We start from the raw sequence: 22,586 nt of genomic DNA on the forward strand, positions 1-22,586 counted from the left end.
TTATTATGGCGTTACTACAAAAAACAAGGATTATTAACTCAATGCTGCAAGATGCAGCGGGGAAACCAGTTAATTTCAAAGAAATGGCAGAAACACTGAGAGATGTCATTGATTCAAACATTTTCGTATTAAGCAGAAGGGGAAAGCTTCTTGGTTACTCCATTAATCAACAGATCGAAAATGCACGTATGAAAAAAATGCTTGAAGATCGTCAGTTCCCTGAAGAATATACAAAGAGTCTATTCAATGTCCCAGAAACGTCTTCAAACCTTGATATTAACAGTGAATATACAGCTTTCCCGATTGAGAACCGTGACTTATTCCAATCAGGTTTAACAACAATTGTTCCAATTATCGGCGGAGGAGATCGTTTAGGTACGTTAATCCTGTCCCGCTTACAAGATACATTCACAGATGATGATTTAATTCTTGCTGAATACGGGGCAACAGTTGTTGGAATGGAGATTCTTCGCGAGAAAGCAGAGGAAATCGAAGAAGAAGCAAGAAGTAAAGCAGTTGTCCAAATGGCGATTAGCTCTCTATCATACAGTGAGCTTGAAGCGATTGAGCACATTTTTGAAGAGCTTGATGGAAACGAAGGTCTACTTGTCGCAAGTAAAATTGCAGACCGTGTAGGGATCACTCGTTCAGTGATCGTAAACGCCTTACGTAAGTTAGAAAGTGCAGGCGTAATCGAATCTCGTTCTCTTGGAATGAAGGGAACGTACATCAAAGTGTTAAACAACAAATTTTTAATTGAACTCGAAAATTTAAAATCTCATTAATCAAAAACCCTTTTTGGCCGAAATAAATGCTGAAAAGGGTTTTTTTATGTGAAAAAATGAGGATTTGTCCGAAAAATGTCACTCTTTTTTCCAAGAAACCCCTTACAAATCTGTAGTGCTTTGAATCTAGGCCTTTATACCTATTCGTAAAATAGATATATATTACGAGTTTTTTTTACATATACATCATAGACTTTAATCCTATTATTTCTTACAATGAACATATGGTTTTACAAATCTCGACATGATTAAATGGAATGAAATACATATGATTGGAGGTATATGGTTTTGGATATATTTTCTGGAACGATAAGCAACCTTGAGAATGCCTTGGGCAGAGCGAATGTTAAGCAAAAAGTCATAAGCAATAATATCGCGAATATAGACACACCGAACTACAAGTCGAAAAACGTCGCATTCCATGACATGCTAAATGATGCATCGAACAAATTAGATGCTAAAAAAACATACCAAGGTCACATTGATTTTTCAAAAACAGGGTCTAATTATTCAGTTGTTTCTAGCAACCGTACTTCATATCAAGAAAACGGAAATAATGTCGATATTGATCAAGAGATGAGTGAACTCGCTAAAAACCAAATTCAGTATAATGCTTTGGTGGAAAGAATGAGCGGGAAATTTAATTCTCTTAAAACAGTTTTGACAGGAGGTAAGTGATGTCGATTTTTTCAGGAGTGAACGCTTCGGCCTCAGCATTAACGGCACAGAGGCTCAGAATGGACGTTGTATCCTCAAACCTTGCAAATATGGATACAACAAGAGCTAAACAGGTTGATGGCAACTGGGAGCCTTATAGACGTAAACTTGTCACATTACAGCCGTCAGGTGAATCATTTTCATCTATATTGAACTCAAGTATGAATTCGAGCGGCAAATTAGGAAACGGCGTCAAAGTAACAAAGATTACAGAAGACGAAACTCCATTCAACCTTCAATATGATCCTACAAATCCCGATGCCAATGAAAATGGATATGTTCAAACACCAAATGTCGATCCATTAAAAGAAATGGTCGACCTCATCAGCAGCTCAAGATCATATGAAGCAAACGTGACTGCTCTAAATGCGAACAAAAGCATGCTGATGAAAGCTTTAGAAATAGGAAAGTAAGGTGAAAAGAATTGGTTAATGCAATATCTCCTTTCCAGCTTCAAACCGCTCAGCAAGCAAGTGAATTGACGAATGCATCGTCCTTGCAGGCGGCTGCACCTAAAAGTCAAACGAATTTCTCTGATGTGCTGAAGAATTCCATTGAGGCATTAAATCAATCACAGCTGAAATCAGACCAGTATACAAATGCGCTTGCACAAGGAAAAGATGTCAATCTCGATGAAGTCATGATTGCTTCACAAAAAGCGAGTGTCACACTCACAGCTGCGACAGAGTTTCGAAATAAAGCAGTCGAAGCGTACCAAGAGATTATGAGAATGCAGATGTAGGAGGTGCTGGTGGACAAAAAAAGACTGAATGGAATGACCGGGGGTTAAGATGAATCGTACTTTAATGCAATTAAGAACAAAAACAGTTGAGTTTTGGCGAAATCGATCAAAATTACAAAAAATACTCATGATTGGCGGCGTTGCTGCCCTAGCAATCATTATTACGGTTGTTAGCATCTTTGCTTCTTCTGAAAAAATGGTTCCGCTCTTTAGAGACTTGTCTGAGGCAGAAGCTGGACAAATCAAACAGGAACTAGATGGCAAAAACGTTAAATCGGAACTTGCAAACAATGGAACAACGATTCTCGTTCCAGAAAAGCAAGCAGACTCTTTAAAAGTAACACTCGCATCTGAAGGGCTTCCTAAGACAGGCAACATTGATTATTCCTTCTTTGCAAACAATTCAGGCTTCGGTTTAACAGATAATGAATTTGATGTTCTGAAAGTAGACGCAACTCAGACAGAACTATCTAATCTGATCAATACAATTGATGGGATTAAAGATTCAAAAGTGATGATTAACCTGCCAAAAGATTCCGTTTTTGTTGGAGAAGAGCAAAGTAATGCATCAGCATCCATTGTGCTGCAAGTTGAGCCTGGCTACACGCTTACGCCGCAGCAAGTAAAAGGCCTTTATCATCTTATTTCAAAAAGTGTGCCGAATTTAAAAACAGAAAACATTGTCATTATGGACCAAGATTCCAACTACTACGACTTAAACACCAGTTCCGATTCTTATGCAAGTGGAATGGATGCACAGCAGCAGAAAAAAGAAGAAATCGAAAAGAATCTTCAAAGAAAAATTCAGCAGCTGCTCGGAACAATGATGGGTCAAGATAAAGTGGCTGTATCGGTCACAACAGACATTGATTTTACTGAAGAAAAAAGAAAAGAAGACCTTGTAGAACCTGTTGATAAAGAAAACATGCAGGGGATTGCTGTCAGCGCTGAAAAGATTGCTGAAACATATTCAGGCAATGGAGCAGCAGCTGGAGGCACCGCTGGAACAGGTGACGATGATGTCACAAATTATCAAGGTGCCGATGGAGCGAATGGAAGCGGAGATTACGAAAAGAGTGAAGATCGTATCAATTATGAAGTCAACCGCATTCATAAAGATATCAAAGAAAGCCCTTATAAAATTAGAGATGTTGGCATTCAAGCGTTGGTCGAACCACCAACTGCAAACGATGCAAACTCTTTAACAGCTGAAAGACAAGATGATATCAAAAAGATTCTTTCAACGATCATTAGCACATCGATTGATAAAGAATACACAAATGGTCAAGCGCTCACTCAAGCAGACTTAGATAACAAAATCGTTTTATCAGTATCAAAATTAGACGGTAAACAGCAAACTGCGGCAGATAACCCTTCAAACAATATTCCAATCTGGGTTTATATTGTAGGCGGTGTGCTCCTACTTGCAATTATCGCTCTTATCATTCTTCTTGTACGTAAGCGTAGAAGAGATGAGGAAGAAGAGTTTGAGTTTGATGAACGTACACCAATCGATGTTCCTGATATCGACACTGAACCAGAAACAGAAGAAATGGTGAGAAAAAATCAGCTTGAAAAAATGGCAAAAGAAAAACCAGAAGACTTTGCTAAATTGCTACGCAGCTGGCTGTCCGAGGATTAGGAGGAATACACATGTCGAGAAAAGATCCAAATCGACTAACAGGCAGACAAAAAGCAGCAATCCTAATGATTTCCTTAGGGCTAGACGTGTCAGCATCTGTATACAAACATCTGTCTGAAGACGAAATAGAAAAATTAACATTAGAAATTTCCAATGTACGAAGTGTAGATACTGCTAAAAAAGATGAAATCATCGAAGAGTTTCACAGCATTGCCATCGCGCAGGACTACATATCGCAGGGCGGTCTTTTGTACGCAAGACAAGTGCTTGAAAAAGCGCTTGGTGAGGACAAAGCGGACAGTATCTTAAACCGATTAACATCCTCTCTTCAAGTCAAACCATTTGATTTTGCTCGAAAGGCTGAACCAGAACAAATTTTAAACTTTATCCAGCATGAGCATCCACAAACGATTGCGCTCATCCTTTCCTACCTGGATCCAGTGCAGGCTGGGCAAATTTTATCTGAGTTAGGCGAGGAAGTACAAACTGAGGTTGCAAGACGTATTGCCTTAATGGATCGCACATCTCCAGAGATCATCAATGAGGTGGAACGCATTCTTGAACAAAAGCTGTCTTCAACCTTTACGCAGGACTATACGCAAACAGGCGGAGTCGAAGCGGTTGTGGAAGTGCTAAATGGTGTAGACCGTGCTACGGAGAAGACCATTTTAGACACACTTGAAATTCAAGATCCTGAACTTGCTGATGAAATTAAGAAACGTATGTTTGTCTTTGAAGATATTGTCACTCTTGACAGCAGAGCGATTCAGCGCGTCATCAGAGATGTTGAAAATGATGACTTATTGCTCGCACTCAAAGTGGCAAGCGAAGAGGTCAAAGAAATTGTCTTCCGCAACATGTCACAGCGGATGGTCGAAACATTCAAAGAAGAAATGGAGTTTATGGGGCCTGTCCGGCTTAGAGATGTCGAGGAAGCACAAACCCGTATTGTCAGCATCGTAAGACGACTTGAGGAAGCTGGAGAAATCGTCATAGCTCGAGGCGGAGGAGACGATATCATTGTCTAGGATTATCAAACATGAAACATCTGTTATTCCTGAACAAGGACGGCAAACGATTCCTTTACAGCAAGTGGAGTTTAAAAGAGAACATCACGAAGAAGAGCTTGTCAATGAAACCGAAGCATCGCAGCTTGTACTTAGTGATGCAGAAGATCAGGCGAGCCGCATATTAGAACAAGCAAACAGTGAGCTGGAAAAAACAATGGCTGAGATCAATCAGCGCAGAACTGATTTTGAAGAAGAAAGAATACAGCTCATTGAAGAAGCGAAACAAGCAGGTTATCAAGACGGCTTTCAAAAGGGCGAAGCAGATGCGAATATGCAGTACCAAGCTATTCTTGATCAAGCAAATGACATCGCCGGTCTTGCAAGGCAGGACTACGAAGAAAAAATTGAAAGCTCTGCTGAGCAAATTGTGGAACTTGCTTTTGAACTCGCTAAACGCGTTTGGAATGCAGCTGAGGAGACGAAAGATCAATTTTTGGCTCTTGTGAAGCAGGTCATTTCAGAAGTGAAAGAATATGACGATATTTCCATCTATGTTGACCCTGAACATTACGAGCATGTGATGGAATATAAAGACGAATTGATTAGAATCCTTCAAAAGGATACACATCTTGCCATTTACTCGGATGAAAAAGCGCCAAAAGGAACTTGTTACGTAGAAACAAGTTTTGGAAAAGTGGAAGCGAGTGTTGATACCCAATTGAATCAGCTGAAAGAAAAATTATTAGAAGTCATTGATTCAGGTGATCACAAATGAAAATGGATGTGTTAAAAGAAACGATTGAAACCGCTGATCCTTATAAACGATTTGGAAAAGTCAACCGAGTGGTTGGGCTGATGATTGAATCTAAGGGGCCGGAGAGTTCGATCGGTGACGTGTGCCTCATTCATAAAAAAGGGAGCAAGCACCATCCGATCAAAGCAGAGGTCGTAGGGTTTAGAGATGAAAACATTCTGCTCATGCCTTATGTAGAAGCATCCAATATTTCACCAGGAAGTCTTGTGGAAGCGGCGGGTGAGTCGCTGAAGGTCAAAGTAGGGACTGGATTAATTGGTGAAGTCGTTGATGCCTTCGGTGATCCGCTTGATGGCAGTATGCTTCCGAAAGGACTTGCACCTGTTTCGACAGATCAATCACCCCCAAATCCGATGGACAGACCGCCTATTCGAGAAAAGATGGGTGTCGGCGTTAGAGTCATTGATAGTCTGCTCACAGTTGGCACTGGTCAAAGGATCGGGATTTTTGCCGGAAGTGGTGTTGGAAAAAGTACCTTAATGGGGATGATTGCAAAGCAGACAGAAGCAGACCTCAATGTGATTGCCCTTGTTGGAGAGCGTGGCCGTGAAGTTCGTGAGTTTATTGAAAAGGATTTAGGTGCTGAAGGACTGAAGCGATCAATTGTTGTCGTCGCAACTTCTGACCAGCCTGCTCTGACGAGACTGAAAGCTGCCTATACTGCAACAGCCATTGCGGAATATTTCAGAGACAGAGGCAAAAATGTCATGTTCATGATGGATTCTGTTACGAGGGTTGCCATGGCGCAAAGGGAAATAGGTCTTGCAACTGGCGAGCCGCCAACAACAAAAGGATATACACCATCAGTGTTCGCTATACTGCCAAAATTGCTCGAACGAACTGGGACAAATCAGCTTGGTTCGATCACAGCGTTTTACACAGTTCTTGTTGATGGGGACGATATGAATGAACCGATCGCTGATACAGTGAGGGGGATCCTGGATGGCCACATTGTACTTGATCGTGCTTTAGCCAACAAAGGACAATTTCCCGCTGTTAATATTTTGAAAAGTATCAGCCGTGTCATGAGCAATATCGCAAGTCATGATCACAAGGAAGCGGCTAACCGGTTCCGCCAGCTTTTATCCACTTATCAAAACGCTGAAGACCTCATTAATATTGGAGCATATAAAAAAGGCTCCTCTAAAGATATTGATGAGGCCATGCAGGCTTACCCTCATCTGATTTCATTTTTGAAGCAGGATGTAGAAGAGGCTGTATCTATTGAAGACAGTGTGAGTTTATTGCTCAGTTTGATGAATAGAGAGGATTGACAAAAACAGTGAGATATCAATACAAATTTCAAAAGCTCTTAGAACTGAAAGAAAGTGAAAAAGACAAGTCACTCGCAGCGTACCAACAATCCGTTTCGGCATTTGAGCAAGTCGCTGAAAAACTCTATGAAAATATGAGTAAAAAAGAGCTAATGGAAAAAAGCAAAGAAGAAAAGCTGAAAAGTGGAATGAGTGTTCAAGAAATGCGTCATTACCAGCAATTTGTGACCAACTTAGATAACACCATTCAGCATTATCAGCAGCTTGTGATCATGAAACGTCATCAAATGAATGAAAAACAATCTGATTTAACTGAAAAAAACATTGAGTTTAAAAAGTTTGAAAAAATGAAAGAAAAGCAATTTGAAAAGTTTTCCCTTGAACATAAGGCAATTGAAATGAAAGAAATGGATGATATCTCTATCAGCCAATTCATGTTTCAAGGACATTAGGAGTCGAGATGAATGCCTAAGAAGGAAAAAACAAAGGAATCAGGCGGCGGGAAATTTCAATGGATCTTGTTTATTGTCATCATCCCATTGATTGTGCTTGTGATTGTCACTGGCACGATCCTTTATATGGCAGGTTTTGATCTAAAGAAGCCGCTCCAAAACATTCCGGTGATCAGCAGCTTAGTTGGTTCAGATGACACCTCAAAAACGTCATCTTCACCTAATGATCAAAACGATGCAGAGTTGAAAGAACTGAAAAAGACCATTAAAGAGCAAAAAAATGAGCTCGAAATTGCACAAAAAGATTTGAAAACAAGTGATGAAGAGATTAAAAGACTGAATCAAAAAATCAACTCACTTGAAAAAACATCTGAAAATGATGCAAAGAATACGTCAGCCAATGACAGTTCATCGAATAACAGCTCATCAAATAATACGTCAGGTAATAACTCGGCAGCAGAGTCCTCTGATGCAGCGGCATCCTCTAATCAGCAGACAAAAGGAAAGATCGCTAGCATTTATGAAAGCATGGACCCAGGGAAATCCGCCAAAATTTTATCAGAACTAAGTGATAAAGAGGCGTTAAAAATCCTTGAAGAGCTGAGCAAAAATAAACTGACAGACATATTAGCAAAACTGACACCTCAGAAGGCAGCAACGTTTACAAAAGAGCTTGCCAAAAAAGAAGAACGTGAAAATGGGGGTGGACAATAAGTGAAGCTATTGGATATTGCAGCCTTACAGCAATCTTCTCAAGGTCTCTCGGGAACAAAGGGAGGCGGCACGGCAACTGCCAGCGGTTTGTTTAAACAATTACTTAGCGGAGCAGGCGCCCAAAGCGGTCCTGTTAATACTGAGACAGCCGCTGCTGCCTCTCTTTCTATCAATGATGCGATGCAGATTATTGAAAAATGGATGCAATCACCTGAAGAAGGAATGAGCGCAGACCTACTAAGTGCGCTTCAAACACTACAAGGTCAAACACTTGAAGCAACTGATCTCAAGTCACTTGAAGAATTATTTCAAAAAATGGAATCTTCCATTTACGGTGATCAAGCTGAAAAGCCAGGTTCTGAACATAGTGAACAGCTCATACAAGTCCACTTTTTCATCTATCAATTGCTTAATCAACAGCCGCTCAGCTTTGATGCGAAACTTGTGCAGGATATTGAAGGAAAAGGTCAAGACTTCATCGACTTTCTTTCGAAAAACGGGGTAGATGACAAACTCGTTCAGCAAGTAAAAGAGCAGTTCTTTTCGCAGGGTTCAGCACCAAAGCAGAATTCGATGACTCAAAGTGAGCTAAAGCACTTTAATCAGTTAATCGATCATATGATGGCGAGTGCGAAAGGATCTGACAAAGAGTGGAAAATTTCACTAGGAGAGTTGAAGGATCTGGTCTCTCCAAAACAAGAATCTACTCTCGCTTCTCCGGCAAAAGGGAATGCATCTCTTGAGTGGCTCATCAAAAAAGAAGTCGTTAAAGGACAAAGCACTGCTGCGCCAGCTTCTGAAAAAATAATGACCCACTCGCTTCTGCCAGGTCATAAGCAGTTTTTCCAACTGCAGTCAGCGGCTCCTGTTCAGCAGACACAAACGACTGATGAAAAGCCAGGAACAGTTGATCAGCAAATTCTAAACACGTGGAAGCAAATGAAATTCACGCCGTTTGGCAATTCAAGCGGACGGTTTACCGTTCGATTAAATCCTGAAAATCTTGGATTTATTACCATTCAGCTAACGAAACAAAACGGTATGTATGCGAGTAAAATTACTGCCTCAACGCAAGCAGCAAAAGAGCTGTTAGAGCATCACCTTCCGCAGCTCAAGCAGGCGCTTCCGAATATGTCGGTTCAAGTGGACCGTTTCCATATACCGCTTCAATCAAATGAGCAGCCGTTATTTGGACAGTTTAGTGAAGAAAACAAGCAGCAGCAGCCAAAAGGACAGAATTTCCAGCAGACTGATGAACAGGAAGCAGAATTCCAAGATGTCCTGGATGCTCTTGTTGGGTCAGATGAAGAAGAGGAGGAGATCTAATGGCAACAGTTGATGCTACGAATAGAACAGCCGCACAAACAGACACTTCTTCAAAAGCAGAAAAGAAAACAGATACGCTCGGCAAAGATCAATTCTTGAAAATTTTGCTCACACAGCTTCAAAACCAAGATCCGACAAACCCGCTTGATGACCGTGAGTTTGTCACGCAGCTTGCCACTTTTTCATCTTTAGAACAGCAAACCAATATGAACGATTCGATCACCAAGCTGAATCAGCTCATGTCTACATTTGTTGCACACCAAGATCCGTTTACGACGTATGTAGGCTGGATTGGTAAAGAAGTATCGGGCAAGCTGGATGATAAAGAGATATCGGGCACTGTGAAGTCTGTTAAAAACATAGACAATGAATACTTGCTTATTTTGGAAGATGGAACGAAAATCAGCCCTTGGGACGTTACAGCAGTTGGAGAAAAAACGAAGTAATTCGAGGAGGAAAATAAATGTTACGCTCACTTTACTCAGGAATTAGCGGAATGAAAAACTTCCAAACAAAATTAGATGTGGTAGCCAATAACGTAGCCAACGTCAATACACACGGATACAAAAAAAGCCGTATCACGTTTAAAGATATGGTCAGTCAGACAATTGCAAGCTCTGGTGGACCAACAAACAACTCTGGTTCAATCAACTCAAAACAAGTTGGTTTAGGCTCAGCTTTATCTTCTATTGATAAAGTTATGTCAGCGGGATCTTCTCAAAATACAGATGAACCTTACGACTTCTATATCAATGGAGATGGATTTTTCCGTATTGAAAGTCAAGGAGAAGTTCTTTATACAAGAACAGGGAACTTTAGACGTGATTCAGAGGGGAATTTAACCACTACTGATGGAAATTACCTTCTTGGAATGGATGGACAAAAGATAACGATTCCAGATGGCATTTCAAGTGTCAGTGTTGGTCCAGATGGAACCATTTCGGTTGTTGAAAACAACGTATCTAGAAATGTTGGACAGATTTCACTCGTATCTTTTAGTAACGCAGCAGGATTAGACAAAGTTGGCGACAATCTTTACCGCCAAACGTTAAGCTCAGGTGCACCAAGTAACCCTATCGTACCTGGTGAACAAGGAACTGGCGTGATCCAAACAGGGAAACTTGAAATGTCAAATGTTGATTTAACAGACGAGTTTACCGAAATGATTATCGCGCAGCGCGGATTCCAATCGAATGCAAAGACTATCACAACTTCTGATGAAATTCTGCAAGAGCTTGTGAATCTGAAACGATAGGAGGTAGGGGGAGCGGATGATCGCTTCTCTGCTTAATATGATTGAAGTGACAAGATTAAATGGCAAAGGATTTATGCTGAACGCTCTCCATATCGAGCAAATCGAAAGTTTTCCAGACACGACCATTACTTTGGCCAATGGAAAGAAATTCGTTGTGAAAGAAGATGAAGAGCAGCTTCAAGAGAAAATCATTTCTTTCTACAGAAAAATCCAAGTCATTTCATTGAATCAAGGAATAGAGGAATTTGAATGAAGAAGAAATTAGTCGTAGTAATGCTAATCATGATTATTGCCATCGTCGGAATTGGAGCAGGCATCTTTTTTCTGCTGAATGGGTCAGACGAAGCAAAAGCTGAAAAAGAGCCAACAGCAGATGAAGTCGTAAAAGCTTCTGTTGAAATTCCTGAGATTATCACCAATTTAAAATCTGAAGGAAATGCTGTCAAACTTGTCCTGAATATTGAAACGGACTCTGAAAAAGCAAAATCAGAGCTTGAGAAAAGAAGTTTCCAAGTAAAAGATGCTGTAATCGACATTTTATCAGACACGAATGCAGATGAACTTGATGGCAAAAAAGGCAGAGAACATTTTAAAACACAAGTCAAAAACAAAGTGAATAACTATTTGCAAGATGGCAAGGTGAAAGAAGTATATATAACCTCCTTTAATCTGCAATAGAGGCGATTAATTAACGCGACGGAGGTGAAGAAATGTCAGGAGAAGTGCTTTCCCAGAATGAGATCGACGCATTATTATCCGCCATCTCAACAGGCGAAATGGATGCAGAAGAGCTGAAAAAAGAAGAAACGACGAAAAAAGTGAAAGTGTATGACTTTAAACGTGCACTGCGCTTTTCAAAAGACCAGATTCGAAGTTTAACAAGGATTCATGATAACTTCGCTAGACTGCTCACCACTCACTTTTCAGCGCAGCTAAGATCATATATTCAAATTACTGTCAGCTCGGTTGACCAAGTACCATACGAAGAATTTATTCGTTCGATTCCTAATATGACATTATTAAACTTATTTTATGTCAGCCCGCTTGAAGGAAGAATCATGCTTGAAGTGAACCCAACAATCGGCTATGCGATGATGGACAGGCTGATGGGCGGGATTGGCATTAGTCATAATAAGACAGAATCACTTACAGAAATTGAAACAAAGATTATCTCAAACATGTTTGAGGGAGCTTTGGAAAATTACAGAGAAGCGTGGCAGTCCATAACCGACATCGAGCCTGAAATGGCAGATTTCGAGGTAAATCCCCAGTTTGTTCAAATGGTGTCACCAAACGAAACAGTTGTCGTCATTTCTCTTAATACACAGATTGGCGAGGTAAGCGGGGTTATTAACCTATGTATTCCTCACGTTGTATTAGAGCCTATTATTCCGAAGCTGTCTGTACACTACTGGATGCAGTCTGAACGAAATGAACCAAAACAGCAAGAGACAAAGGCCATTGAAAAGCGGATTATGAAGGCAAAAATACCGGTAGTCGCAGAGCTGGGACAATCGGAAATGACGGTGGAAGAGTTTTTGAATTTGGAAATTGGTGATTGTATTGCCTTGGACAAACCAGTAAATGCGCCTCTTACTGTTATGGTCGGAAATAAACCGAAATTCTTGGGACAGGCCGGCCGCGTGAATCGGAAACAGGCGATTCAAATTCTAGATCACGACATAAGAGGTGAAGAAGATGGAGAATAACGGAAGTAAATTATCACAAGACGAAATCGATGCGCTCCTTAAAGGAGGCAGCAATGACGATATAGAGCCTGATACAATCCTTTCTGCAATGGAGCAAGATGCCATTGGAGAAATCGGTAATATTTCATTTGGCAGCTCTGCAACAGCACTTTCAACCCTATTAAATCAAAAAGTGGAGATTACAACTCCAACGGTTACAGTGATTCAAAAAAGTAAGCTGAATGAGGAATTTCCTCATCCGTATGTCGCTATTGAAGTGAATTATACGGAAGGCTTCAGCGCAAGTAACCTGCTTGTTATCCAGCAAACAGATGCAGCAGTCATTGCGGACTTAATGATGGGCGGAGACGGGACAAATGCTGACCCTTCTTTAAGCGAAATTCATTTAAGTGCAGTGCAAGAAGCGATGAACCAAATGATGGGTTCTGCTGCGACGTCTATGTCGACAGTCTTTAATAAAAAGATTGATATTTCTCCGCCGCGCGTCGAATTACTTGATGTGAAAGAAGGAGAAGGGACAGACCGCATTCCAGCTGAAGAAATGCTTGTCAAAGTATCCTTCAGATTAACAATAGGTGAACTGATCGATTCAAATATTATGCAGCTTTATCCTATTACATTTGCGAAGGATTTAATCGCAGAATTAACAGTCCCTGCGCAAGAAGAAGAGCCTGTTCAAGAAGCTCAAGTGAGCACACCTGAACCTCAGCCGGCAGCAACGCAAACGCAGTCTGCCCCAGCGCAGCAAGCAGCACCGCCGAAAAGACAGGCGAAGCCGGCAGCACCTGTAAATGTGGCGCCAGTCGAATTTGAAGCGTTCAGTGAGCCTCAGCATACAACAAGCCAGCTTGGAAATCTTGATATGCTGATGGACATTCCGCTTTCCATTACGGTGGAACTTGGAAGAACTCAGCGCAGTGTGAAAGAAGTTCTTGAGCTTTCAGCTGGAAGTATCATTGAACTGGACAAACTTGCTGGTGAGCCAGTAGACATTCTAGTTAACAAACGAATCGTCGCCAAAGGGGAAGTCGTTGTCATTGATGAAAACTTTGGTGTTCGTGTGACTGACATTCTAAGCCAGTCAGAAAGACTTTCTAATTTAAAATAAACAAACATACAGGGAGAGAATAAGTAAATGGCTACTAAGGTATTAATCGTAGATGATGCAGCATTCATGAGAATGATGATCAAGGATATTCTTGTAAAAAACGGATTTGATGTAGTAGGAGAAGCAGAAAACGGCGCACAAGCAGTTGAAAAATACAAAGAAACATCTCCTGATCTTGTCACAATGGATATCACAATGCCAGAAATGGACGGAATCACTGCACTAAAAGAAATTAAACAAATCGATGCTTCTGCAAAAATCATCATGTGTTCTGCAATGGGACAGCAGTCAATGGTTATTGACGCGATCCAAGCAGGCGCAAAAGACTTTATCGTGAAGCCATTCCAGGCAGACCGTGTACTTGAAGCAATTAATAAAACGTTAGGCTAAAAAAGGGTGTAAGATTTGTTGAAAAAACGTTTGATATGTATAGCAATGATCAGTTTTATGCTTTTCTTGACGATGCAGCCTGCCTCACTGTTTGCTGAAACGAAAGATCCTGAGAATGGCACAGTGAATGACTGGCTCAAAGATGAGAAAGAAAGCAAAAAGGATACAGAGAAGAAAACCACTGACAATCAAACGAATCCGGCAGAAGAAGTTCCCTCTTCTTCTGTCTCCATTATGGATTTTGTCAAAATGATTGGTGCCTTACTATTTGTCATCCTGCTTATTTATGGATTGGTGAGATTTGTTGGTAAGCAAAACCGCTTACTCAAACCATTTCGCTATGTTGAAAATATTGGCGGAACGACAGTCGGACAAAACCGTTCAGTCCAGCTGATCAAGGTGGGCAAACGAATATTAGTTGTCGGCGTAGCAGATTCAATCCAGCTGCTAAAAGAAATTGATGATGAACAAGAATGTGAAGCAATCGTAAAACAATATGAAGAAGCGATGGAGAGTAAGACCGATTTACCAAAAATGGTTCAAAAATTCACCTCGCAGGTAAAGAAACATGATCAGCCGAACACTTCTTCTTTTTCAGCCAATTTAAAGGCGCAGCTAGCCGAATTGAAAAAGACCCAATCAGAAGTCAGAAAGAAAGGCCCGAAACAAAATGAATGAGTTTATCGATTTATTTAATTCCAGCGGTGCAGGAAATATTAGCACATCTGTCCGTCTTCTATTACTTTTAACTGTATTTTCGGTTGCACCGGGCATTCTCATTTTAATGACGTGTTTTACACGGATTGTGATTGTTCTTTCATTTGTCAGAACATCACTTGCAACCAACTCAATGCCGCCAAACCAAGTGCTTGTTGGACTTGCTTTGTTTCTCACATTTTTTATCATGGCACCCACGTTCTCACAGATTAATAAAGAGGCGCTCACGCCGCTTTTAAATGATGACATCACGTTAAATCAGGCATATGAAAAAGCCGAAGTGCCGATTAAAGAGTTTATGAGTAAACATACAAGACAGAAAGATTTGGCTTTATTTCTTAGCTACGCAAAAATGGATACACCTGAATCGATTAAAGATATTCCATTAACGGCGATGGTTCCCGCTTTTGCCATCTCAGAATTAAAGACGGCATTTCAAATTGGTTTTATGATCTTTATTCCATTTTTAATTATTGACATGGTGGTCGCAAGTGTTCTGATGTCAATGGGGATGATGATGCTTCCGCCGGTTATGATATCACTCCCTTTCAAAATATTGTTATTTGTTTTAGTCGATGGATGGTATTTGATAGTTAAATCTTTGCTGCAAAGCTTTTAGAGTAGGTGCTTAAAACATGAGTTCAGAATTTGTCATTACGATGGCTGAAAGATCAGTGTATGTAGTATTGCTTGTGAGTGGGCCGCTTCTAGCGCTCGCACTCATTGTGGGACTGATTGTCAGTGTGTTTCAGGCGACAACCCAAATTCAAGAACAAACGCTTGCGTTTATTCCTAAGATTGTTGCAGTACTCATTGGACTTGTTGTGTTTGGTCCATGGATGCTTTCAACAATCGTGTCCTTTACGACAGAGCTGTTCTCGAATTTAGATCGATTTGCAGGTTAACCAGCGATGTCTATCATAGAATTATTTCCTACTTTTCTATTAGTTTTTATTCGGATCACCGCTTTTTTTGTGACAGTACCGCTTTTAGCGCATAGAACGATCCCAGCTGTACACAGAGTTGGATTCTCACTGTTTTTAGCTGTCATTAGTTTTAGCACTATAAAAGAACCGCCAGCACTCGACATAGACGGTCTTTATATGATGCTTGCGGTGAAAGAAGCAATGGTCGGTCTGCTGCTTGGGCTGATTGCATACATCATGGTGTCTGCTGTTCAAATTGCCGGCTCATTCATTGATTTTCAAATGGGTTTTGCGATTGCCAATATTATCGATCCGCAAACAGGGGCGCAGACGCCGCTGATGGGACAGTTTTTTTATACGGTCACATTGCTGTTGATGCTGGCAACAAACGCACATCACCTGCTGCTTGATGGAATCTATTACAGCTTTCAATACATTGCAGTTGATCAATACGCGCTGAATTTCGGCAGTGAATCCTTTGCTTACTTTATCGCAAAGAGCTTCAACCAAATGTTTATCATTGCCTTTCAAATCTCGGCACCTGTAGTGGCAAGTCTGTTTTTAGTCGATTTGGCACTGGGAATTGTGGCACGTACAGTTCCGCAAATGAACGTATTTGTGGTCGGACTTCCTATTAAAATGGGTGTGAGTTTTATTATGATTATCATCTGTATGGGCGTCATCTTCGGTGTTGTCCAAAATACATTTGAAACGATTGTACTCACCATGAGGAATTTCTTAGCATTGGTCGGTGGTTCGTCATGATGACAAGGCTTAGACTAGACTTGCAATTTTTCGCAGGTGAAAAAACAGAAAAAGCAACGCCGAAAAAAAGACGGGATTCACGTAAAAAAGGACAGGTTGCCAAAAGTACCGACGTCAATACAGCCATCTCATTTCTATTAATCTTTTTATCATTCTTTTTTATTGGGCCTTTTATGAAAGAGCGGATTATCGCGCTCATTGAACGTTTTTATTCAACAACCATGCTAATGAAGGTTAGCACATCTAATATTCATCAATTATTCTTGGAATTGCTTCAAGAAACAGGGATCCTCCTTATGCCAATCCTTGGTGTTGGTATGCTGGCAGGCGTTCTCAGTAACTATTTACAAGTCGGCTTTCTCTTTTCGACAGAAGTGATTCAACCGAAATTAGAAAAGCTTGACCCAATCAAAGGATTTAAACGAATATACAGTATTCGAGCCCTCGTAGAGCTATTAAAATCCATTTTGAAAATTGGCTTTGTTGGCTTTGCGACATTTATTGCTCTTTGGATGCACTTTGATGAAATTCTGCGGCTTCCTTTATTAACAGCAGAGGAAACCCTTCATTTCGTCGCAAATATGACCTTGATTATGGGGCTGTATGCTGCTGGTGCTCTTCTGATCTTGGCAGGGCTTGATTATATGTATCAGAAATTTGATTATGAAAAAAACTTGCGGATGTCTAAACAAGACATCAAAGATGAGTATAAAAAATCTGAGGGTGACCCGCTCATCAAATCGAAGATTAAACAGCGTCAGCGGGAAATGGCCATGAGACGGATGATGCAGGAAGTCCCAAAAGCGGACGTCATCATTACAAACCCAACCCACTATGCCATTGCTTTAAAGTATGACGAAGAAAAAATGGACGCGCCCTATGTTGTAGCAAAGGGAACGGATATTTTGGCTTTGAAAATTAGAACGATTGCGAAAGAACATGATGTCATGACTGTAGAGAACAGGCCGCTTGCCCGCGCGCTCTATGATCAGGTCGACATCGACCAAGCGGTGCCAGAAGAATACTTTAAGGCCATCGCAGAAATTTTAGCTTACGTCTATAAAACGAAACAAAAGATTTTATGAATTTTTGGTTTTAAAAGGAGAGAACAGGCATGTCAGCAAGAGATTTATCTGTTTTATTCAGTGTTATTTTAATTGTGGCGATGCTGGTCATACCGTTTCCGCCCGTTTTATTAAGTATTTTAATCATTATTAATATTTCTCTTGCGCTTATCGTGCTTCTCACCACAATGAACATGCAAGAACCACTGCAATTTTCAATTTTTCCATCATTGCTTTTGCTCTTAACGCTGTTTCGTTTAGGGCTTAACATCTCTACAACACGTTCTATTCTTTCAACAGGAGATGCTGGGAAAGTTGTTGAAACGTTCGGTTCATTTGTTGTTGGAGGAAATATCCTCGTTGGTCTTGTTGTTTTCCTTATCCTGATCATCATTCAGTTTATTGTTATCACAAAAGGGGCAGAGCGTGTATCAGAGGTTGCGGCAAGATTTACACTCGATGCGATGCCAGGTAAACAAATGAGTATTGACGCAGATTTAAATGCAGGAATGCTGACAGAAAGTGAAGCAAGAAATCGCCGTGAAAAAGTAGCGAGAGAAGCAGACTTTTATGGAGCAATGGATGGTGCCAGTAAGTTCGTAAAAGGGGACGCCATCGCAGGTATTATCATCGTCATCATCAATATTATATTTGGAATCATTATCGGGATGCTTCAGCAAGGCATGTCGATTCAAGAATCAGCTTCACACTTTACCCTATTAACGGTAGGAGACGGAATCGTTTCGCAAATTCCGGCACTCCTCATTTCAACGGCGACAGGGATTGTTGTGACTAGAGCAGCTTCTAATGGAAACCTTGGGTCAGACATTACAGGTCAGCTCTTCGCATTCCCAGCCATGCTTTATGTGACAGCGGGCACGATCTTCCTTCTTGGGCTGTTTACGCCAATCGGCATACTTTTGACAGGGCCGATCGCAGGTTTACTTGCACTTGGCGCATACATGATGTCGAAAAACAAACAAGACCAAGAAGAAATTGAAGAGGTACTGGAGGAACAGGCAGAGGTAGAAGAGATGAAAAGTCCAGAAAGCGTTATTCATCTCCTGCAAATGGATGCCATTGAATTTGAATTTGGCTACGGCCTCATCCCGCTCGCTGATGCAAACCAGGGCGGTGACCTGTTAGACCGAATTGTGATGATCCGAAGGCAGCTTGCCCTCGAACTGGGTCTTGTCATTCCAGTCGTCCGGATCCGGGACAATATTGCACTGAACCCAAATGAATACCGATTGAAAATTAAAGGGAACGAAGTAGCAAAAGGGGAGCTGCTGCTTGATCACTACTTAGCGATGTCCCCAACGCCTGATGATGATCCAATTGAAGGGATTGAAACAATCGAACCATCCTTTGGACTGCCGGCTAAATGGATATCCGAAGCAGAAAAAGATCAGGCTGAGATGCTAGGCTATACGGTTGTGGACCCAGCATCTGTCGTGTCTACTCACATCACAGAGAAGATTAGACAAAACACACACGAACTGCTCGGACGCCAAGAAACGAAGCAATTAATCGATCATCTGAAAGAAAGTTATCCTGTCTTAGTGGATGAGGTAACGCCAAATCCGCTGGCAGTCGGTGATATTCAAAAAGTACTGGCGAAGCTGCTGAAAGAAAAGGTCTCTATCCGAAACCTTGTCACCATTTTTGAGACGCTTGCAGACTACGGAAAATTAACGACTGATACAGATTTATTAACAGAGTATGTCAGACAGGCGCTGGCAAGACAGATTACCGCACAGTATGCAAGAGAAGATGAATCACTCAAAGTCGTGACATGTTCAGGCCGAGTAGAAAAGGTGATTGCAGACAGCGTTCAGCAAACAGAGCATGGCAACTACTTATCGTTAGATCCAGAATCCTCTGAAAGTGTGATTCAATCAGTGGCGAGAGAAATTGAACAGCTTTCGCTTCGTCAGGAAACGCCGGTTCTATTATGCTCTCCTCCTATAAGAATGTACGTGAAGCAGTTGTTAGAAAGATATTTCCCAGATTTACCGGTACTATCTTATAACGAACTAGAAGCGAATGTGGAAGTACAGAGCATCGGAGTGGTGGATATCTAATGAAAATGAAAAAAATCACAGCAAATTCTATGCAGGAGGCAACGATTCAAATCAGGCAGCAGCTTGGGAAAGATGCCGTTATTTTAAATTCCAAAACCGTTGTCAAACGCAAACTGTTTGGTTTAAAGAAACAGCAAATGGTCGAAGTGATTGCAGTGCTGGATCAAGATTTCGAAGAAAGAGCTGGTAAAGGGTTAAACCCTGCGCCTCCTCTTCCAGTGTTACCAAAAAAGGAACAAGTTCAAAAGCAGCCCGAAGAGCCATCCTTTGCTCCCAAAGCGGCGAAACCAGCGCCTACTCATACTCAGCCTTTAGAATATGTGAGGAATGAACGGCATGCTGGTATTCTGCCTGAACCTCTCGTAGCAATCGATCAAAAGCTAAAGGATCAAGGTCTTGATGATGCTATTCGAGACGAATGCCTGAAAGGTCTTTTAACAAAGGGCGCGGTTAAAGAAGATCACATAGAAAAAGAACTTGAACAACTGCTGACAGATATGCTACCAGCTAAAACCTCTGATGAGCCGATGATTTCTTCAAAATACATTGTACTGTTCGGTTCAACTGGAGCTGGTAAAACGACAACGATTGCAAAGCTGGCTGCTAAAACGGCCATTCAGCAGCAAAAAAAGATCGCTTTTATTACAACTGATACGTACCGGATTGCAGCGATCGAACAGCTGAAAACATATGCTGAACTGCTGAATGCACCGCTTGAGGTTTGTTATTCGAGAGAGGATTTTGTAAAAGCTCAAGAGACCTTTAAAGAGTATGATCATATTTTCATCGATACAGCAGGCCGTAACTTTAAAGAAGAAGCGTATATCAAAGAGCTGACCGACATTATTCCATTTGATGAGAGCATTCAAAGTTTTCTCGTGATGAGTGCTACATCAAAATATCAAGACATGAAAGCCATGGTCAAGCGCTTTGAACACGTTCCAATCGATCAATTCATTTTTACAAAAGTAGATGAAACGGACACGATGGGAACCATTTTTCAAATCATTGCTGACTCTCAAATCAAACTTGGTTTTTTAACAAATGGCCAAAATGTGCCTGAGGATATTCTTGAAGGTTCTCCTCGTGAACTTACAAGGATGGTTTTACAATCATGAAGCCCGACCAAGCAGAAGGGCTAAGAAAACTAGTTCAGCAGAGTCAAATGATCACACCGGCTCCTCATAACGTCAGCGGACAGGCAAAAACCATTGCCGTTATGAGCGGCAAAGGCGGGGTAGGTAAATCGAATTTGACACTGAATATGGCACTGTCTATCGCAAGCACAGGCAAAAGAGTGTTAGTAATCGATCTTGATTTTGGGATGGGGAATATTGATATTTTACTAGGGAAAACATCGACTAGCTCTATATTAGATGTTCTCGTTAGAAAAAAATCCTTCCAAGCAGCTATGACAAAAGGAACGGATAACCTATATTACATTTCTGGCGGAAGCGGCCTTGAACAGCTGTTTTCTTTAGATAAAGATCAATGGTCGTTCTTTTTGGAAGAGATGGAAAAAATGATGCAGGGCTTCGATTGTATATTCTTTGATATGGGTGCCGGGCTGTCAAAAGATCAGCTGCCATTTGTCTTATCAGCAGGAGAAGTAGTCGTTGTGACTACGCCAGAGCCAACATCCATCATGGATGCCTACAGCGCAATTAAACACTTAGCCATTCATCAGTTTGAACGGTCTGTGCAAATCATTGTCAACCGGTGTAAAACCCCGTCAGAAGGGTCTGAAACCTACCGGAAATTAGCAGGAGTGGTCACAAGTTTTCTTCACAGAAAACTTGTATTCGCTGGCGCTGTGCCTGATGATCCTGCGGTTCCTAAAGCAGTATCAGAACAAATTCCATTTTATATGAAGCAGCCTCATTCAAGGCTGAGTAAAACCATTAAGATGCTGGCAGAAACACTATATCATCAGCAGATAAGAGAGGCACGGAGAGAACAGCATACGTTTATAGATAAGTTGTCCTCTTTTTTTAAAAGGAGGAAGGTGGACTCATGATTAGAGTGCTAGTAGTAGATGACTCGGCCTTTATGAGAAAACTCATTAGTGATTTTCTAAGTGCTGAGCAAGAAATTGAAGTCGTCGGAACGGCGCGAAATGGGGAAGATGCCTTAAAACGGATCAAGGAACTGAATCCAGATGTTGTCACATTAGATGTGGAAATGCCTGTTTTAAATGGAACAGAAGCATTAAAACAAATTCTGGCTGAACACGACCTTGCCGTAATTATGGTGTCAAGCCAGACAAAGCAAGGAAAAGATTTAACCATCCATTGCTTAGAACTCGGTGCTTTCGACTTTGTGACAAAACCTTCGGGAAGTATTTCGCTCGATTTGCACAAAGTGAGAGGGCAAATTGTAGAGCGGGTACTTGCGGCAGGACTGTCAAGGAAACGCACTGAAGAGAAGGTGTCTCCTAAGCCGGTGATAAAGCCGCCAAGTCCAGTGGCTGCACCCCGTCTGCAAACAGTAAAAGGCGCCTCACTCCGAAAGATTATTTCTATCGGAACATCTACAGGAGGGCCAAGGGCACTTCAACGAGTCGTAACGAAGCTGCCTAAGGACATAGAGGCACCTATATTGATTGTGCAGCATATGCCGGCAGGATTTACGGCATCACTTGCTGCTAGGTTAGACCATTTATCACAAATTACGATTAAAGAAGCGCAAGATGGAGACATCGCGAAAAATGGAGTGGCTTACATAGCTCCTGGTGGAATGAATATGTCACTTCATGACCAAGGGGGATCACTTGTTATCAGGCTGTCCCCTGAAGACACGGAAAGCCGGCACAAACCATCTGTTAACTATTTATTTGAATCCATCAGCAATATAAAGGGTTACGAGAAAATCGCTGTCATTATGACAGGCATGGGCAGTGACGGTACGGAAGGTGTCAAAAAAATGGTCGCAAGCGGTCATACGAAAGTCATTGCAGAAAAAGAAGAATCATGTGTTGTTTTCGGAATGCCTAAATCAGTCATTAAAGCAGGCCTTGCACATGAAACAAGGCATGTGGATGACATCGCACATGCAATTATAAGCTCCATGAAAAAAGAGAGGGCGTGAACACG

General features: G+C 41.3%; 27 protein-coding genes. All 27 read left to right on the forward strand.

The window, feature by feature from the left end:
* Positions 1 to 5 precede the first annotated feature (5 nt).
* The 27 genes from codY (at position 6) to AC20OE_RS13175 (ending at position 22,581) form a co-directional block, all read left to right on the forward strand.
* Positions 6 to 785: a GTP-sensing pleiotropic transcriptional regulator CodY gene (gene codY, locus AC20OE_RS13045; protein WP_007499612.1), complete on the forward strand. Its 780-nt coding sequence runs from the start codon at positions 6 to 8 to the stop codon at positions 783 to 785.
* 288 nt (positions 786 to 1,073) lie between these two features.
* Positions 1,074 to 1,463: a flagellar basal body rod protein FlgB gene (gene flgB, locus AC20OE_RS13050; RefSeq protein WP_039178512.1), complete on the forward strand. Its 390-nt coding sequence runs from the start codon at positions 1,074 to 1,076 to the stop codon at positions 1,461 to 1,463.
* Positions 1,463 to 1,915, forward strand: coding sequence for a flagellar basal body rod protein FlgC (gene flgC / locus AC20OE_RS13055; protein WP_024424179.1), 453 nt, complete (start codon positions 1,463 to 1,465; stop codon positions 1,913 to 1,915). The genes flgB and flgC overlap by 1 nt, the downstream gene beginning before the upstream one ends.
* An 11-nt stretch (positions 1,916 to 1,926) precedes the next feature.
* Complete coding sequence (gene fliE, locus AC20OE_RS13060) at positions 1,927 to 2,244, forward strand: flagellar hook-basal body complex protein FliE (RefSeq protein ID WP_039178515.1); 318 nt, start codon at positions 1,927 to 1,929, stop codon at positions 2,242 to 2,244.
* A 49-nt stretch (positions 2,245 to 2,293) separates the two neighbouring features.
* Positions 2,294 to 3,886: a flagellar basal-body MS-ring/collar protein FliF gene (gene fliF, locus AC20OE_RS13065; protein WP_039178517.1), complete on the forward strand. Its 1,593-nt coding sequence runs from the start codon at positions 2,294 to 2,296 to the stop codon at positions 3,884 to 3,886.
* Positions 3,887 to 3,897: 11 nt separating this feature from the next.
* Positions 3,898 to 4,914: a flagellar motor switch protein FliG gene (fliG, locus tag AC20OE_RS13070; RefSeq protein WP_058837706.1), complete on the forward strand. Its 1,017-nt coding sequence runs from the start codon at positions 3,898 to 3,900 to the stop codon at positions 4,912 to 4,914.
* Positions 4,907 to 5,671, forward strand: coding sequence for a flagellar assembly protein FliH (gene fliH / locus AC20OE_RS13075; protein ID WP_212042669.1), 765 nt, complete (start codon positions 4,907 to 4,909; stop codon positions 5,669 to 5,671). Before fliG ends, fliH begins: the two co-directional genes overlap by 8 nt.
* On the forward strand, positions 5,668 to 6,984 hold the full coding sequence (gene fliI / locus AC20OE_RS13080) for a flagellar protein export ATPase FliI (protein WP_487268892.1): 1,317 nt from the start codon (positions 5,668 to 5,670) through the stop codon (positions 6,982 to 6,984). Before fliH ends, fliI begins: the two co-directional genes overlap by 4 nt.
* A gap of 8 nt (positions 6,985 to 6,992) precedes the next feature.
* Positions 6,993 to 7,436, forward strand: a complete 444-nt coding sequence (gene fliJ / locus AC20OE_RS13085; protein ID WP_058837796.1) for a flagellar export protein FliJ — start codon at positions 6,993 to 6,995, stop codon at positions 7,434 to 7,436.
* A 12-nt stretch (positions 7,437 to 7,448) separates the two neighbouring features.
* A complete protein-coding gene (locus tag AC20OE_RS13090; RefSeq protein WP_099663252.1) occupies positions 7,449 to 8,150 on the forward strand; it encodes a MotE family protein in 702 nt (233 codons plus the stop codon).
* Positions 8,151 to 9,476, forward strand: coding sequence for a flagellar hook-length control protein FliK (locus AC20OE_RS13095; RefSeq protein WP_487268893.1), 1,326 nt, complete (start codon positions 8,151 to 8,153; stop codon positions 9,474 to 9,476).
* Positions 9,476 to 9,922: a flagellar hook assembly protein FlgD gene (gene flgD, locus AC20OE_RS13100; protein WP_039178531.1), complete on the forward strand. Its 447-nt coding sequence runs from the start codon at positions 9,476 to 9,478 to the stop codon at positions 9,920 to 9,922. Before AC20OE_RS13095 ends, flgD begins: the two co-directional genes overlap by 1 nt.
* Before the next feature lie 17 nt (positions 9,923 to 9,939).
* Positions 9,940 to 10,731 carry a flagellar basal body rod protein FlgG gene (gene flgG, locus AC20OE_RS13105; RefSeq protein ID WP_041084857.1) on the forward strand — a complete coding sequence of 264 codons (792 nt, stop codon included), beginning with the start codon at positions 9,940 to 9,942 and terminating at the stop codon, positions 10,729 to 10,731.
* Between the two features lie 37 nt (positions 10,732 to 10,768).
* The gene (gene swrD / locus AC20OE_RS13110; RefSeq protein WP_008344794.1) at positions 10,769 to 10,984 is read left to right on the forward strand and encodes a swarming motility protein SwrD; all 216 of its coding nucleotides are present in this window, start codon (positions 10,769 to 10,771) and stop codon (positions 10,982 to 10,984) included.
* A complete protein-coding gene (fliL, locus tag AC20OE_RS13115) occupies positions 10,981 to 11,409 on the forward strand; it encodes a flagellar basal body-associated protein FliL (protein WP_024424168.1) in 429 nt (142 codons plus the stop codon). The genes swrD and fliL overlap by 4 nt, the downstream gene beginning before the upstream one ends.
* A gap of 32 nt (positions 11,410 to 11,441) precedes the next feature.
* Entirely contained in the window at positions 11,442 to 12,440 is a 999-nt protein-coding gene (fliM, locus tag AC20OE_RS13120) for a flagellar motor switch protein FliM (protein WP_024424167.1), read from the forward strand.
* The gene (gene fliY, locus AC20OE_RS13125) at positions 12,430 to 13,548 is read left to right on the forward strand and encodes a flagellar motor switch phosphatase FliY (protein WP_039178540.1); all 1,119 of its coding nucleotides are present in this window, start codon (positions 12,430 to 12,432) and stop codon (positions 13,546 to 13,548) included. The genes fliM and fliY overlap by 11 nt, the downstream gene beginning before the upstream one ends.
* A 27-nt stretch (positions 13,549 to 13,575) precedes the next feature.
* On the forward strand, positions 13,576 to 13,938 hold the full coding sequence (cheY, locus tag AC20OE_RS13130) for a chemotaxis protein CheY (RefSeq protein WP_007499584.1): 363 nt from the start codon (positions 13,576 to 13,578) through the stop codon (positions 13,936 to 13,938).
* A gap of 18 nt (positions 13,939 to 13,956) precedes the next feature.
* Positions 13,957 to 14,616, forward strand: coding sequence for a flagella biosynthesis regulatory protein FliZ (gene fliZ / locus AC20OE_RS13135; RefSeq protein WP_212042664.1), 660 nt, complete (start codon positions 13,957 to 13,959; stop codon positions 14,614 to 14,616).
* Positions 14,609 to 15,274: a flagellar type III secretion system pore protein FliP gene (fliP, locus tag AC20OE_RS13140; protein ID WP_008354479.1), complete on the forward strand. Its 666-nt coding sequence runs from the start codon at positions 14,609 to 14,611 to the stop codon at positions 15,272 to 15,274. Before fliZ ends, fliP begins: the two co-directional genes overlap by 8 nt.
* Before the next feature lie 16 nt (positions 15,275 to 15,290).
* Positions 15,291 to 15,560, forward strand: a complete 270-nt coding sequence (gene fliQ / locus AC20OE_RS13145) for a flagellar biosynthesis protein FliQ (protein WP_003211206.1) — start codon at positions 15,291 to 15,293, stop codon at positions 15,558 to 15,560.
* Between the two features lie 6 nt (positions 15,561 to 15,566).
* Positions 15,567 to 16,346 carry a flagellar biosynthetic protein FliR gene (gene fliR, locus AC20OE_RS13150; RefSeq protein ID WP_212042662.1) on the forward strand — a complete coding sequence of 260 codons (780 nt, stop codon included), beginning with the start codon at positions 15,567 to 15,569 and terminating at the stop codon, positions 16,344 to 16,346.
* The gene (gene flhB / locus AC20OE_RS13155) at positions 16,343 to 17,431 is read left to right on the forward strand and encodes a flagellar biosynthesis protein FlhB (protein ID WP_039178554.1); all 1,089 of its coding nucleotides are present in this window, start codon (positions 16,343 to 16,345) and stop codon (positions 17,429 to 17,431) included. Before fliR ends, flhB begins: the two co-directional genes overlap by 4 nt.
* A 29-nt stretch (positions 17,432 to 17,460) precedes the next feature.
* On the forward strand, positions 17,461 to 19,494 hold the full coding sequence (gene flhA, locus AC20OE_RS13160) for a flagellar biosynthesis protein FlhA (protein ID WP_039178556.1): 2,034 nt from the start codon (positions 17,461 to 17,463) through the stop codon (positions 19,492 to 19,494).
* Complete coding sequence (flhF, locus tag AC20OE_RS13165) at positions 19,494 to 20,612, forward strand: flagellar biosynthesis GTPase FlhF (protein ID WP_366204752.1); 1,119 nt, start codon at positions 19,494 to 19,496, stop codon at positions 20,610 to 20,612. The genes flhA and flhF overlap by 1 nt, the downstream gene beginning before the upstream one ends.
* Positions 20,606 to 21,511 (forward strand): MinD/ParA family protein, encoded by a 906-nt coding sequence (locus tag AC20OE_RS13170; protein ID WP_440601634.1) that lies wholly within the window; start codon positions 20,606 to 20,608, stop codon positions 21,509 to 21,511. Before flhF ends, AC20OE_RS13170 begins: the two co-directional genes overlap by 7 nt.
* Entirely contained in the window at positions 21,508 to 22,581 is a 1,074-nt protein-coding gene (locus tag AC20OE_RS13175; RefSeq protein ID WP_039178562.1) for a protein-glutamate methylesterase/protein-glutamine glutaminase, read from the forward strand. Before AC20OE_RS13170 ends, AC20OE_RS13175 begins: the two co-directional genes overlap by 4 nt.
* The last annotated feature ends 5 nt before the right edge of the window (positions 22,582 to 22,586 follow it).

This window comes from Bacillus sp. SRI_025 (assembly GCF_057592095.1).